Origin of the sequence: Pontibacter aydingkolensis (assembly GCF_019443125.1) — a bacterium.
GTDB classification, from domain to species: domain Bacteria; phylum Bacteroidota; class Bacteroidia; order Cytophagales; family Hymenobacteraceae; genus Pontibacter; species Pontibacter aydingkolensis.
Genome location: NZ_JAHYXK010000014.1, coordinates 1 through 14,104 on the forward strand (window position 1 = coordinate 1; position 14,104 = coordinate 14,104).

Sequence of the window (14,104 nt, forward strand, 5' to 3'; positions counted from 1 at the left end):
CTTCTACAACCGGGAAAGGAGACACTCAGCGCTGGGCTACCTCACACCCTGCCAGTATGAGGAAAGACTATACAAACAAAGAATGGCTGCCTGAGAAAAACCCTACAGTAAACCGTTGCAATTTAAAAATTCACTAAGAACACAATGCTTGAAGCCGCTCTTATTGTTTTGGTACCATTTTTCCTGTATTGCCTTTACCTGACTGCAGCGGATATGCGGAACTGATACTCCATATATAGTTTCAAGAGAAACCGTTTGAGAGGCAAGCGGACCAGCAAATAATGACTGGCATTGACTATTAGGACACTTCTCTACATAGAAGAGCATGTCGCTTCATCCTATTCATCTTGTTGTCGGTACTTGGGCTTTTATTCTAAACTTTCATTACCTAAAAGAAGTCAGGGCATTTACCTTGCATTGGTTCTTCTTTGATTATTTATAAAAAACTAGTTTTCAGACTCCAAAAACCTCCATGAATGTAGAATTGGATAATGCTGCATTGATGACAGGTGCTTAATAATTTCATAGCTCTAATTTTTCCCTTGCAAAGCCATGCAATAAACAAACTATACCAAGAAGCATACAGAAGCCGGTATAAGAAGGAAGGCCCTTCTTATACCGGCTGTTCTTTTTTTGATCACCACCACCCTTGTGGTATACTGTATGAATGTCTAGCTCTGAGTTTGCAGAGAGGGTGAAGGCCCTCTCTGCGGTGGGGTGGAAGCTCTTCTGTACCTGAGGCTAATTGCTTGGCAGCCTCTCTGCCTTTGTCCCCTTGGACCTGAGAGCGACTACTTCCCCATAAACGTGCCCAGACAGCGCGGCATACGATTTCTGATGGTATCCTTACCACATCCTAAACTCTGCTCTCTGGTGAATGGCATGAATCAGGAGCCAGCAGAGAAAAGGGCAGATACACATCAATTCATAACAGAGGGTGAAGGCAACGTGCGAGCAAGGAGATCAGGGGTTGCCCTGGAACGGGGCAGGAACTTTAATCACTAATTTAACAGTATTGGAATAATTGCATAGCCAACACACAAAGAAATCAGAAAAAACACCTGTTTTGCTTGTGTGTCAACTTATTATATTCATATATTTACAATCAATTATTTTTAACCACCCCCGAGACGACAAGATTTGCAATGTTGGCCAACTAAACTTTAGAGGATGAAACCGGAGCGAAGCCTGATTGATTTTGAGAAGATAGTAATGAACTCCCCGGATGTTTTTGGGACCATAGATGAAGATGGCTTTATTCTGTATGTGAGCGAGGCGTGCAGAAATGTCCTGGGCTATGAGCGGGAGGAACTGGAAGGGAGGAACTTTGCGGAGTTTCTGCACTCAGACGACCTGGCCAGCACCCACCAGGCTATTCAGGAGGCACTTAAGAGTGGCACTAAAGCTAGCTTGGAGAACCGCTACATCCACCGGCAGGGGCATGCGGTGCCTATGCACTGGATGGGAGTCTGGTCAGAAGGAGACGGGTTCCTGTACTGCGTGGGTCGTGATGTGACGGAGCAGAAAGCCCTCCAGAATAGGCTGGAGGAAAGAGAGCAGCGCTACAAGGCTTTGTTTGACAACAGCCCTGAAATTGTTTTTGTTGAAAACAGGGAAGGGCTTGTCACTGAGACTAACCTGCGCTTCCTTAAAGCCTTCGGAAAAAGTGAGGAGCAAGTAATCGGATCACCTGTTTCCTGCTTTCTGTCTCCCGACACGGCTGCTCTCAACACAAGGTACCTGGAGCAGGCGCTGCTGGGAAACCCCACGAGGTTTGACCTGGAGCTTGAGCTTGAAGGGGAGGTAAGGATCTACGACACGTCAAAGCACCCTATCATCGTCAGGAATGAAGTGGTCGGTGCTCACACAGTGGTAACGGACATCACCCCTCTGGTAGAATCCTATGAGACCATCCAACGGCAGGCAAAAAGGCTGAACACTATTCTGGAGAGTATCACCGATGCCTTTTGCACCATAGACAGGGACTGGAAGTATACCTACGTCAACAGTGAATTCGAGCAACTGACGCATTTTAAGAGAGAGAATGTGTTGGGTAAATCCTTATTTGCCTTATATCCGAGTGAAGGTAATCCGGAGTTCTTCAGGAACTACAGGCAGGCAATGGAGACAGGAAATCCTGTACATTTCGATGCCTACTCCCCTGAACATGGGAAATGGTTCGATGTCAAAGTTTTCCCATCGAAAGAAGGGCTCTCTGTTTACTTCAGTGACATCACAGACAAAGTTAAGGCACAGCAAGAAGTAAAGAGGCTTTCGCTGGTAGCAAGCACCACCACAAATGGTGTCGTTATTATGGGGATGGACCGCAGGATAGAGTGGGTGAACGAAGGCTTCACCGAAATGACAGGTTTCCACTTGGAGGAGTCAGTGGGGAAGAGACCGATCGAGTTGCTTGGGCACGCCCAGACAGACATTTCCACATTGGCTTCCGTGAATGAGAAGATGAACAGTGGCCAGCCTGCCGCCTTTGAGGTGTTAAATAAGACAAAAACCGGAAAAGACTTGTGGTTGTCTATTAAAGAGAACCCAATATTTGGGGAGGATGGGAGTTTAGTAAACATTGTCAGTGTGCAAACTGATATTACAAACTTAAAGAGGTATCAGCAGGAGCTTGAAGTGCTCTCCCTGGTGGCAAGTAAAACAACACATGGGGTTGTCATCACAGGTGCAGACGGGTTGACGGAGTGGGTGAACGAGGGCTTTACAAGGCTCACCGGTTACTCACCCTCCGAGATGGCAGGCAATAAGCCCGGCGCGCTTCTGCAGGGGCCCGAAACGGACGAAGAGACGATTGTGTTCATGCGTGAGATGCTTCTGAAGGCGGTTCCCTTCAACACCAACATCATCAACTACAAAAAGACCGGGGAAAAGGTGTGGTTCTCTATGGACATCACGCCTGTATGTGGTGATTCAGGCCAGGTTGTAAGATTTATTGCCATCCAAAAGGACATCACTGAAAGGAAAAAAATACAGCAGGAACTGGAAAAACTCTCGCTGGTGGCAAGCAAGACCAACAACAGCGTGCTCATAGCCGACAGAGGCTGGCGGATTGAGTGGGTGAACGAGGGATTCACAAAACTGACAGGCTACACCCTGCCAGAGGCCACAGGCAAAACCCCGTCTAAGCTGCTGCACCATCACAGCAAGGGGAACAAGGCATTTGAGGTGCTGAAAGAAAAGCTTCTGAAGGGAGAATCAATCTCTTTTGAGGAACTCATCCAGAAGAAAACCGGGGAGGAAGCATGGGTGAGTGTGGACATAACAGCTATTCTTGATGAGAAGGAGGAGCCGTCAAGGTTTATAGAGGTACACACGGATATAACACTACTGAAGGAAAAGGAGCTGGACCTCTCAAGGCTGACAATGGATCTATACAGGCAAAACAATGATCTGCAGCAGTTCACTTACATCGTATCACATAACCTCAGGGCACCAGTGGCCAATGCCCTTGGGCTTGCAAATATGCTGACCAGGATCGACAAGCGAGCAGACATGTTCGATAAGTCGCTGGCTAACCTGCAGGAGAGCATTGTCCGGCTCGACACGGTCATGAAGGACATGAACACTATCCTTAGCATACGGGACAGCAAAGGGAATCTGGAGACAGAGCAGGTCAGTATAAAGCTCGTCATACAGCAGGTAGTGTCCTCTTTAAGCACCTCTCTTAAAGATTGCGGTGGTGTTGTCACGGATAATTTAGCGGAGGAGCTTTGCGTCAGCGCTAACAAAGCCTATCTCTACAGCATATTCTATAACCTGCTGTCAAACGCCATCAAGTACAGATCCGAGGAACGTACCCTTGCTGTGTCCATTAAGTGCTTCAGCAGTTCTGATAAAGGAATGCTCCTCTCTTTTGCTGACAATGGGTTAGGCTTTGACCTGCAAAAGGCCAGGGAGAGCGTCTTTAAGCTCTACAAGCGCTTCCACACTGATAAGAAAGGCAGGGGAATAGGTCTGTACCTTGTCAGAACACACCTGGAGGCAATAGGCGGCCATGTGGAGGTGACAAGCCAGGTGGGGACAGGTACTAAGTTTCTGATTTATTTACCCAAGGTGTAGTATGAGGATTTTTCTCATTGACGATGATAGGCTGAGCATATTCCTGACAGAGAGCATGCTGGCCTTAGAAGGCTTTACACATGAAACTAAATCTTTTTTATCTGCTGCAGAGGCCCTGGAGGCCTTGGGTTCAGGGGGAGACGATGCTGTCCCTGATCTGATCTTTCTGGATTTGAACATGCCTGTCATGGACGGTTGGGGCTTTCTGGACGCACTGGCGGCGGCTCAGCTCAACTCAAAGATAAAGGCAAAGTGCAGCATCTACATTCTTACTTCTTCCCTTGATCTGGCAGACACTTTGAAAACAGAGAGATATCCGCTTGTATCGGGCCTCATACACAAGCCTATCAAGAGCGAAGAGATTAAATTTATCTTTTCACAACACCCCTTACTGGATCAAAGTTTTACTCAGTAGCACACAAAACTAGTAGCACCATTTTACTTATGGAAAATTTACTAAAGACTTCACCCATCTTAGAGAAAGAAGAGCGTCGGCTAAGAAGGCTGGTCGGCTACAAAAGTCTGGATGAATATGAAACAACAGGCACATTCCAGCATGTGGTGAGTATGGCGGCGCATGTTTTCAATGTGCCGATAGCGGTTGTGAACTTTGTTGACAGGGAAGTCACTAAGGTAAACTCCAGCGTAGGCATGGACGGAGTCTGCGAACTTGCCAGGGGAGTAACCCTATGCTCTCAGGCAATCCTCAAAGACGAGGTGACTGTGTTTGAGAACGCAAAGCAGGAGCCGTGCCTGTTTTCCAACCCCTTTGTCCATGATGATTTCGGCCTCCAGTTCTACGCGGGCGCTCCGCTGAGAACATCGGATGGCTTCAACATAGGGGTCGTTGGCATTGGGGACACTAAGCCAAGGGAATTCTCTTCTGAGGATAAGACATTACTGGAAGGACTGGCTGCCGTTGTCATGGAAGAGCTGGAGGAGAAAAGAAACAAGATTGCCAGGCAACCGGGCGTTGGAGAACACCAAAGCATTCACATCCAGCGGTAACCGTTTTAACACCTCATCGCAAGTCATGCATGAAACATAGAAAGAGGGCGAAACTGACTAGGTATCCCTTCTTTCTATGTTTTATTACTCGGAAATACCCTTAACCCTACACAGTGCTGCTCCTCAAAACAGCAGCAGCATAATAAAGCGGCATAGCGGCGGATTATCGACGGCACTGACTGCTTTTAATTTACTTAAACTGTCAGATTAGATCTTGACTATCTCAATTGACACTTAAGTGAGTCCAATGCCGGGACGTTATTAATGTAAAGCACTCCCTATTTCGACTTGGGCCATCGCTTGGTTGCCTGCAACTAATGGACAAAAGAGTTGTCAAGTTAATCTTCTACCCAGCTATTTATTGTGTTCGGGCTTTCCTTTTTGAATCAAATCGTCGATTGCATCCCAAAGTGATATCCTCTTCTCCAAGGACTGCTTTGCTATGACCAATGCCTCATCCCATTTCAAGTCGTCATTTTCGCACAGCTCTGAAATCATCTCAAGTGAAAGAGGCCCGTGTTCATCTCCATCTAGCGCTACATGACGTTCAAGATAGTGTATCAGTTTGCCATAGGGTTTGCTTTCCGACTTCGAGTTTCCAAGGATTGCTATAAACATGTCTGGAATGACATCCTCCCGCCCGAACGTGAATGCAGAAGCGACAAGGTGTGTTTGCCCTGTCTCAATGATTGAAAATGTGAACTTCACAAAATCAGCTACCCTTTTATCAACGCTGATTTCACTCAGTGAGTACTCAACGGAGCACCCTGACGCTATAAGCTTTAGGAAGTCGTTTATTTTACCGGTGTTTGCACCTGCCTGTGACATTGCGTCCAAATACATCTCAAAGTGGCTTTTCGGTTCTCCCAGCTCATTGATGTCACTTTCCTCTCCAAGAACAATCTCATTGATAAATCTTGACAGCCTTGTTTTTTTTGACGGCATCCAGGGGATTTGAACGCTTGTGAGGTCTGCTTGAAGGCTCTTCAACAGTGACATAAAGTCCCAGACGGCAAATACATGGCCTTCCATGAAGGTTTTGATGTCATCTATGTTTTTCAGGCTCCCATAAAGCTTGTGGGTCCGCAATTCGTTTCTTAACCCAGAGATTTCGTGTTCTATGCGCTGTATCCTATTCATCCTGTTTTTGCTTTTATGCAATGTCAGCTTTCCGCCACCCGCAGAAGGCAGTTTAAGCGACTAATCAGCCTAGCCAGCACGGCCGGTTATGTTTCTTTCCTTGTTTTACAAAGTATGGGAGAGGCGCTGTCAGCTACAGGCTTCCACATTCCAATTGCATCAAGGTCTTCCCGCAGACTCCCACCCCCAGTCGCTTCTGTTTATATAAGCAGGCAAGGTAATATTTTTTTCAATCTTTTGCTGCCCGTAGTGAAAAGCACAGTCTACAGGGTAAAGAAAAAACGCAGACCACTTTCCTTTGGGAGTCCGTACCACCACGCTTTTAAAACAGCTGGGAAAGAAAGTGTACAACTCCTCCACCGGTGCAGCCAGGCACAGCATCACGCTCAACACTTCTCTGAGGAGTGGCGTGTAGAATAGGTGCGATTTTTTGTCCTAACCCGAAATGAAAGTTGCAGCTACCTTGCCGGAATTCAAAAAAAGCAGAACATACGTTTTCGAAGGGGCTATCGAAGGGCAGGCAGCATCAAAACCTTTCCCTGAGACAGAAGAGATGGATCAGCTGTGGCTCCACCGGCTTCTGAGTCGCCAAGGCTCAGGCGTGCCAAATAAAGGCTTCCATGAAAAGGAAAGCAGCATGAAAACATTATGCTGGACCATGGAACCCATACCATTGCTACAGGAACTGATGACAGGTTACTAATCCATGTGGGGACAACTAAACCACACCTCTCCTACTGCCATATACTCCATCAGTAGAGCCAAATTCCTTTGGAGAATGTTTGATAATTCACTACTTCGGCCTACTGAGTAAACAGCAAAAAGCGGCTTATTTATCAAAACAAGCTACTTTTTATTTTCCAGAGTAACAGAAAATATTTTCTGTTACTCTCCCCGTTTTCCCAAAATCTTCTGCTCCCCTACTTTGTATTAAGACAGGATAAGAAGAAATCCCCATCATATTTCCTATAGTTAGAGTGTGGCTGGTTTTGTTTCTAGTAAACTCATCTTGATTTTAGATTTAGCGCTGGATGAAAGGGATGACGGTATAGGCACCGCCGAACGTTAACAGTACAGGACCGTATTAGCATTGGCATAGCTCTCGCACTGCCTCTACACTAACTTAACCTAAGCAAATGCAGGAACCAACTGGCACTACAGTTCTGCACCAAACAAAGATTCAGATCTTCCTCCGTTTCCTGAGGTTCGGCTTTCTCGCTTGGGGAGGCCCCGTGGCCCAGATAGCCATGCTGAAGCGGGAACTGGTGGAAGAGGAAGCGTGGGTGTCCAAAGAGCGGTTTAACCGGGTGCTGGCCGTTTACCAGGTGCTGCCTGGCCCGGAGGCACATGAGCTGTGCGTCTATTTCGGGATGGTCGCGGGCGGGAGACTGGGCGGCTTCCTGGCGGGCTTCGGGTTCATGCTTCCCGGCTTTATCCTGATGCTGCTGCTCACGTGGCTTTACACCACCATAGGGATAGACACTCCGGCGCTCAAAGCTATTTTCATCGGGTTTCAGGCCGCTGTTATTGCGCTTATCTTCGCGGCTGTCCACCGGATCGGTAAGCATGCGCTGGTAAACAAAAGACTGTTTGCAATTGCAGCAGCTGCCTTTGTAGCCTACTTCTGCGGAGTTGGCTTTTTTGTTGTACTGCCCATTGCCGGACTCGCTTACGTGTTCTGGATGAAGGAGAAAACAGCCTATGTGGCCCTATGCGCGGCTGCCCTCGCCGCGGCCTGTGTGCTACTTTTCAATCCAGAGGTGCTGCAACTCCAAAATACTGCAGTAGCCCCGGAAGCCTATTCACCCGCAAACGCTGGCAACCAGTCGCCACTTGCAGTTTTCTGGTCAGGGCTGAAAGCCGGGCTGCTAACGTTCGGCGGTGCCTATACCGTCATCCCCTTCATCCAACAGGACGCTGTCATCAACAACGGCTGGCTCACCAACAGGCAGTTCCTGGACGGAATTGCACTTTCCGGCATACTTCCCGCTCCGCTTATCATCTTCTCCACGTTTGTAGGATACTTCGGGGCCGGATGGTCAGGCACCCTTATCATGACCTTTGCCATCTTCCTGCCGGCTTTCTCCTTTACGCTCGTTGGCCATAGCCTGATGGAGAAAGTGATCGATAACAAGGCTTTGCACAGCTTCTTGGACGGCGTGACGGCCGGCGTGATAGGACTAATCGCAATGACGGCATTGCAGCTCTTCAGAGCAACTATCACAGACTGGTTCACCCTGTTGGTGTTTGTCTTGTCCATGCTGGTGCTCTACCGCATTAAGTCCAAGTTTACGGTGGTATTCGTGATATTGGGCGCCGGGCTAATCGGGTTTTCCCGGTACCTGATAGGCTAAAAAGAAGTGGCCTTCGAACATGGACAACAATCCCATTGATCCGTATTTTTCTAAACAAACGTTTCATGTACAGCCATAAAACACTTTAGGTATGAACATAGCAAAACTTAACCGCAGGCAGGCACTTTATGCCACTGCCCTGGTAGGCACCGCCAGTCTTCTGGACTACAGGCAGCTGTTTGCCTCCCCCAAACCACAAGGCCAAACGCCTCCTTTGAGCACCCAGGAAATAACTTCCATTGAGACCGCCTTAGGCAAAAAGGGAAACTACATTCAGGAGCAGGCGGTGCACAACATCTCCCTTCCCCGCAACGACCTGAAGGTAACGGTAAAGGGAGAGCCTGTGCCTATACCGTTCGGCTTCGGCGGCTGGGTAGCCATCAAGAAAACCACTGACGGCAAGTCCGCTGTGCTCATGAGCGACACGGTGCTGCTGCAGGAAGAGGTCAACCCTTTGATCTCGGCTGCCCAGGCCAACGGACTGGAGGTGAGCGCCATCCATAACCACTTCTTTTATGAGGAGCCCCGCATCTTCTATATGCATGTGCACGGCATGGGAGAGCCGACTGATCTGGCGAAGCGATACGCCGCGGCCATCAAAGGCACAAAGCTGCTTCCTGCTAACCAACCCAAGACAACCGGTGCCTCCCAGAAAACAGGAAAAGAGCTGTTTGACTTACCCAAACTGGATGCCATCGTGAAGCACAAAGGCACGGTGAACGGCCCCACCTATAAGTATACCGTGGGCCGCGACGACCTAAACGTGATGGCCATGGGTGCCGAGCTGACTACTGCCATGGGCCTGAACTCGTGGGCTTCCTTTGCAGGGACACAGGATAAGGCGCACATAGCCGGGGACATCGCGATGCTGGAGCAGGAGGTGAATCCTGTCATCAAAGCGCTGCGACAGAACAACCTGGAGGTAGTGGCGGTGCACAACCACATGCTGGGCGACGACCCGCGCATGGTCTTTCTGCACTACTACGGGCAAGGACCTGCCCCGCAGCTGGCTCAGGGGTTTCGGGCGGCGCTCAATGAGTTAGGTCGGCATGGCAAACGTGACATGATGAAGCATTAAGAATGACTTAGAAAGTATACTGCTTTTACCTTACACACTATTGTTAAAATCGTTCTAAAATGAAAGAAGGCAAGGTTATTCCCTTGCCTTCACTTACTACTATACCTCCTAAAGTATAAAACCGATAGCTTATACTTTACCCTCAAGCGCTACAGCGTATAACGCAACAGTTCGGCTGCCTTCTGCTGCGCCTCAGCCTCCAGCTCCAGGTATTTGTCATACGTGTCGTAGTAAAAGCTGAGCTCCATGAAGTACTCGGTAGCCGAGATCTCCCCCAGCCGCAGGGCTTTTTCCAGCAGGCGCAGGTTTTCTGGCCTTGCCATCAGCTCCTGGTAATTGCGCAGCGACTCCTGCAGCACCTGGTACTCTTCGTATGTCTGCCTCACTTCCTGCCGGTGCGAAACTAGCTCAGCCTCCAGCTGCGCCTGCGCATACTGGCTGTAGGCCTGCTGCGTGTTCACAGTGTTGCGGCGCTCCCACAGTGGTATGGAAATGCCGGCGTGAACCCCCTGAAATGTTTGCCCCAGTATACTTTGGTAGCGGTAGCCGCCCTCTAGTTTAGGAAGGGCCAAAGCCTTGGCCAGTTTCACCTTCTCCTCCTGCACCTTCGCTTGTTGCTCCATCATTTTCAGGCGCGGGTCCGATACTTCAATCAAACTGTCTAGCACCTCAAAAGCGGGAACTGAGGTCATAGCGGCAAAGGCTGTATCAGGGAGGGCTATGGACTGGCCGCCGTTTAGCTCCGTGAGCTTTTCCTCCAGCACCCTGCGCCTGGCCTTGTTTGCCTGCAACGTGGTGCGGATGTTCAGCAGCCGGACGCGTGCCTTGTTCTCGTCCAGCATATTGCCCTCTCCGGCACGTGTGCTTTTCTGGAACCTGCGGTACAGGGCCTCTACATCCTGGTAGCGCCTCTCCAGCTCCGTTGCCTGCTTGTTAAGGTAGATTAGCTGGAGCGCGGTTTGCTGGGCCTCTAGCAAAATGTTCTGCCGCTGCTGGGCATATTGGTAATCCGCCTGAGCCTCCTGCAGGTTGGCCACGCGCCTTTTCCTGCCGTAGGCCGTCGGGAAGTCGATGCGCTGCGTCACGGCAAACTCCTTCTGGTTTCCGGCTTCTGCGGGCTGTCCGTTAAAGTAGTCATACTCTATAAGAGGGTCCTCCGGATTTAGGCCAGTTTTATACTCCAGCTTCCGGGCCTCACGGTACTGCGCCGCCGCCTGCAGGGTTTTGTTGTTGGCCGCCACCTGCTGCAGCACATCGGCAACGGATTGCTGTGCCTTTGCCTGCACCGCCACAAGCAGGCAAAAGCAAAGGATAGTTATCATATATCTATACATTGTCTTTCTCATTTTGATTAGACATCAGGAACACCGCCGGCACAATGAACAGATTCAGCAAGGTTGAGCTGAGCAGACCGCCCAGGATCACCTGGGCCATCGGGCTCTGGATCTCGTTGCCCGGAAGATCGCCGGCCAGGGCCAGCGGAATAAGCGCCAGTCCTGCCGTGAGCGCCGTCATCAGGATAGGGCTGAGCCTGTCCCTGGAGCCTAAAATCACGCTCTCATACAAGCTGTGCCCCTGCTGCAACAGCAATTGGTAATGCGACACCAGCAGTATACCGTTTCGCGTAGCGATACCGAAGAGCGTGATAAAGCCGATGATGGCCGGTATACTGATGATGCCCGAAGTGAAGAAGATGCTCCCCACTCCACCAATCAGGGCCAGCGGAAGGTTTAGTAAAATGATGCTCGACAGTTTAAAGGACTTGAACTCATGGAAAAGTATCAGGTAAATGGCCAGCAGAGAAAGCAGTGAGGCGAACAGCAAGGTGCTGGACGCTTCCTCCTCCGCCTCAAACTGCCCGCCGTACTCGATGCGATACCCCACCGGCAGAGAAACATTCGCCTGTACTTTCTCCCGCAGCTCCTCCACGGCGCTGCGCTGGTCACGGCCGGCCACGTTGGCCGACACGACCGTTTTGCGCTGCACGTTCTCCCGGTTGATGGTGTTCGGCCCGCTGGTCGAGACGAAGTCCGCTACATAGTGCAGTGGTATCTTCTGCCCGTCATGGGTGTCGATCAGGGCGTTCTTCATCTTCTCGAACTCCCCGCGGCTGCTCTCGTCATAACGCACCACAAGGTCAAAGCTGCGTGCCCCCTCGTATACCTCCGACACTTTCTCGCCGGCAAAGGCCACGTCCACGTACTCAGCAAACGCACCGGTGGTGATACCATACTTGGCCAGCATGTCGCGCCTTGCCCTGATCTGTATTTGTGGAATCTCAATCTGCTGCTCCACGCTCACATCTACTAGCCCCTCAACAGCATTTGCCTGCTGCTCCACCTGCTTGGCGATGGAGAACATCTTTGAGAGCTCGGGCCCGAAGATCTTAATGGCGATGTTGGCCCGGGTGCCCGACAGCATGTGGTCGATGCGGTGGCCGATGGGTTGCCCAATGGTGATGTTAGCGCCGGTAATGCCCGCCAGCTTTTCCCTTACCTCGGTCATGAACTCCTCGCGGCTGCGATCCTCCAGCAGAAAGGGTGCGTCGATCTCCGAGGCGTTCACCCCTTGCGCGTGCTCGTCCAGCTCAGCTCTGCCCGTCCTGCGGGTCGTTATTTGTATCTCGGGCACGGTCAGCAGCGCCTTCTCCACCTGCGTGCCGATCTTGTTGCTTTCCTCCAGCGAGATGCCCGGTTTACTGATGGTGCTGATCACCAGGGAACCTTCGTTGAACTCTGGTAGGAAACTGCGCCCCAGCGTGGTCATGACAAAGAGTGCCCCCACCAGCAGCAGCACAGCAGCACCCAGAATCACCTTCTTATGCCGCATGGCGCTGCGCAGCGTGCGTTCGTAAAAAATGTTCAGGCGGTGCACCAGCCAGCTTTCACGGTGCTGCTTCAGCAGCATTTTATCGCTGGTGAGCATGTAACTGCACAGCACCGGCGTCAGGGTAATGGCCACGATCAGGGAAGCGAATAGCGACACGATAAAGGCGATGCCCAGCGGTGCCAGCAGCCTCCCCTCCATACCCGACAGGAAGAAGAGCGGCACAAAAGCGGCGATGATGATAAAGGTGGCGTTGATCACAGAAGAGCGAATCTCCACAGAGGCGTCGTAGATCACGTGCAACTTACCCAATTGCTCCTCCACAGGCTTTCGCGCGTTCTCCTTCAACCTACGAAACACATTCTCCACATCAATGATGGCGTCGTCCACCAGGTCACCGATGGCGATGGCCATACCGCCCAGGCTCATAGTATTGATGGAAAAGCCAAGCCACTTTAAGGTAAGTATAGCCGCCATCAGCGAGATAGGTATGGCGAGCAGCGAGATGACGGTGGCCCGGATGTTCATCAAAAACAGGATCAGGATCACCACCACAAACACGGCGCCCTCCAGCAGCACTTTCTGTATGTTATTAATGGAGGCGTTGATGAAGTCTGCCTGCCGGAAGATTTTCGTGTTGATCTTCACGTCCTCCGGCAGGTTGTGGCTCAGGTCGGCCATGGCCGCGTCTATCTCTTCGGTCAGCTCCAGGGTATTGGTATTGGGCTGCTTCATCACGGTCATGATCACGGCTGGCTCGCCTTTCAGTGAACCGTCACCGATCTTCACGGCAGCACCCACTTTAATGTCGGCCACATCCCCGATCCGAACGGGCGCATTGCCATTCACCTTGATCACCGTGTTGGCCAGCTCCCCCAAATCGCTGGTACGCCCGATGCCGCGCACGATGTACTCGTTGCCGTACTCCTGCATAAAGCCGCCTGAGGCATTCTGGTTGGCCTCCTCGGCGGCCTGCAGCAACTCATGCAGCGACACGTTGTAATACTTTAGTTTTTGCGGGGAAGCCAGCACCTGGTACTGTTTGTACTCTCCCCCGATCACCACCACCTGCGACACGCCGCCCGTTGCCAATAGCCGCGGACGTATGCTCCAGTCGGCAAGCGTGCGCAGCTCCATCATACTGGTGCTGTCGCCGGTCACGCTAATGAGCATAATCTCGCCCATGATGGAGGATTGCGGGGCCAGCGTGGGAGTCCCCACGCCCTGCGGCAGGCGCTCGGCCACAGTGGCCACTTTCTCAGTCACTATCTGGCGGGCCTTGTAAATATCGGTGCCCCACTCAAACTCCACCCAGACAATGGAAATACCGGCTGAGGAGGAAGAGCGCACGCGGCGCACGTCGGTAGCCCCATTCACGGCCGACTCGATGGGAAAGGTAACCAGGCGCTCTGCTTCCTCCGGCGCCATGCCGTGGGCCTCGGTCAAAACCACCACCGTCGGAGCCGTCAGGTCGGGGAACACGTCCACCTCCATACGGGAGGCCGTGATCCCGCCGAAGACGAGCAGCAGCGAGGAGGCCACGATAACCAGCAGCCGGTTATGCAGCGAAAACTTTATGACATTGTTAAGCATTTCTTCTCTTTTTGATACGGATGGG

At 51.1% G+C, this 14,104-nt stretch carries 10 protein-coding genes; 7 read left to right on the forward strand and 3 right to left on the reverse strand.

Annotated features, from left to right (window positions below):
- The 4 genes from K0O23_RS20515 to K0O23_RS14955 form a co-directional block, all read left to right on the forward strand.
- On the forward strand, nt 1-94 hold a 94-nt coding region (locus tag K0O23_RS20515; protein WP_394371704.1), incomplete at its 5' end, for an IS3 family transposase.
- A gap of 1,076 nt (nt 95-1,170) precedes the next feature.
- Nucleotides 1,171-4,080 carry a PAS domain S-box protein gene (locus K0O23_RS14945; RefSeq protein WP_219878249.1) on the forward strand — a complete coding sequence of 970 codons (2,910 nt, stop codon included), beginning with the start codon at nt 1,171-1,173 and terminating at the stop codon, nt 4,078-4,080.
- 1 nt (nt 4,081) lies between these two features.
- Nucleotides 4,082-4,495 carry a response regulator gene (locus K0O23_RS14950; protein WP_219878250.1) on the forward strand — a complete coding sequence of 138 codons (414 nt, stop codon included), beginning with the start codon at nt 4,082-4,084 and terminating at the stop codon, nt 4,493-4,495.
- A gap of 29 nt (nt 4,496-4,524) precedes the next feature.
- Nucleotides 4,525-5,088, forward strand: a complete 564-nt coding sequence (locus K0O23_RS14955; protein ID WP_219878251.1) for a GAF domain-containing protein — start codon at nt 4,525-4,527, stop codon at nt 5,086-5,088.
- Between the two features lie 354 nt (nt 5,089-5,442).
- On the opposite strand, the gene K0O23_RS14960 is transcribed toward K0O23_RS14955, so the two are convergent.
- Nucleotides 5,443-6,228, reverse strand: a complete 786-nt coding sequence (locus K0O23_RS14960) for a DUF3050 domain-containing protein (protein WP_219878252.1) — start codon at nt 6,226-6,228, stop codon at nt 5,443-5,445.
- A gap of 445 nt (nt 6,229-6,673) precedes the next feature.
- On the opposite strand from K0O23_RS14960, the gene K0O23_RS14965 reads away from it, so the two are divergent.
- The 3 genes from K0O23_RS14965 to K0O23_RS14975 all read left to right on the forward strand — a co-directional run bounded on the left by K0O23_RS14965 (nt 6,674) and on the right by K0O23_RS14975 (nt 9,660).
- Nucleotides 6,674-6,931 carry a hypothetical protein gene (locus K0O23_RS14965; RefSeq protein ID WP_219878253.1) on the forward strand — a complete coding sequence of 86 codons (258 nt, stop codon included), beginning with the start codon at nt 6,674-6,676 and terminating at the stop codon, nt 6,929-6,931.
- Between the two features lie 433 nt (nt 6,932-7,364).
- Nucleotides 7,365-8,582 (forward strand): chromate efflux transporter, encoded by a 1,218-nt coding sequence (gene chrA / locus K0O23_RS14970; RefSeq protein ID WP_219878254.1) that lies wholly within the window; start codon nt 7,365-7,367, stop codon nt 8,580-8,582.
- Between the two features lie 91 nt (nt 8,583-8,673).
- On the forward strand, nt 8,674-9,660 hold the full coding sequence (locus K0O23_RS14975; RefSeq protein WP_219878255.1) for a DUF1259 domain-containing protein: 987 nt from the start codon (nt 8,674-8,676) through the stop codon (nt 9,658-9,660).
- Between the two features lie 149 nt (nt 9,661-9,809).
- Here K0O23_RS14975 and K0O23_RS14980 read toward each other — a convergent pair whose 3' ends face one another.
- Together K0O23_RS14980 and K0O23_RS14985 are read right to left on the reverse strand one after the other, a co-directional pair.
- Nucleotides 9,810-10,982 carry a TolC family protein gene (locus tag K0O23_RS14980; protein ID WP_219878256.1) on the reverse strand — a complete coding sequence of 391 codons (1,173 nt, stop codon included), beginning with the start codon at nt 10,980-10,982 and terminating at the stop codon, nt 9,810-9,812.
- Nucleotides 10,983-10,986: 4 nt separating this feature from the next.
- Nucleotides 10,987-14,079 carry an efflux RND transporter permease subunit gene (locus K0O23_RS14985; protein ID WP_219878257.1) on the reverse strand — a complete coding sequence of 1,031 codons (3,093 nt, stop codon included), beginning with the start codon at nt 14,077-14,079 and terminating at the stop codon, nt 10,987-10,989.
- Nucleotides 14,080-14,104: the final 25 nt, after the last annotated feature.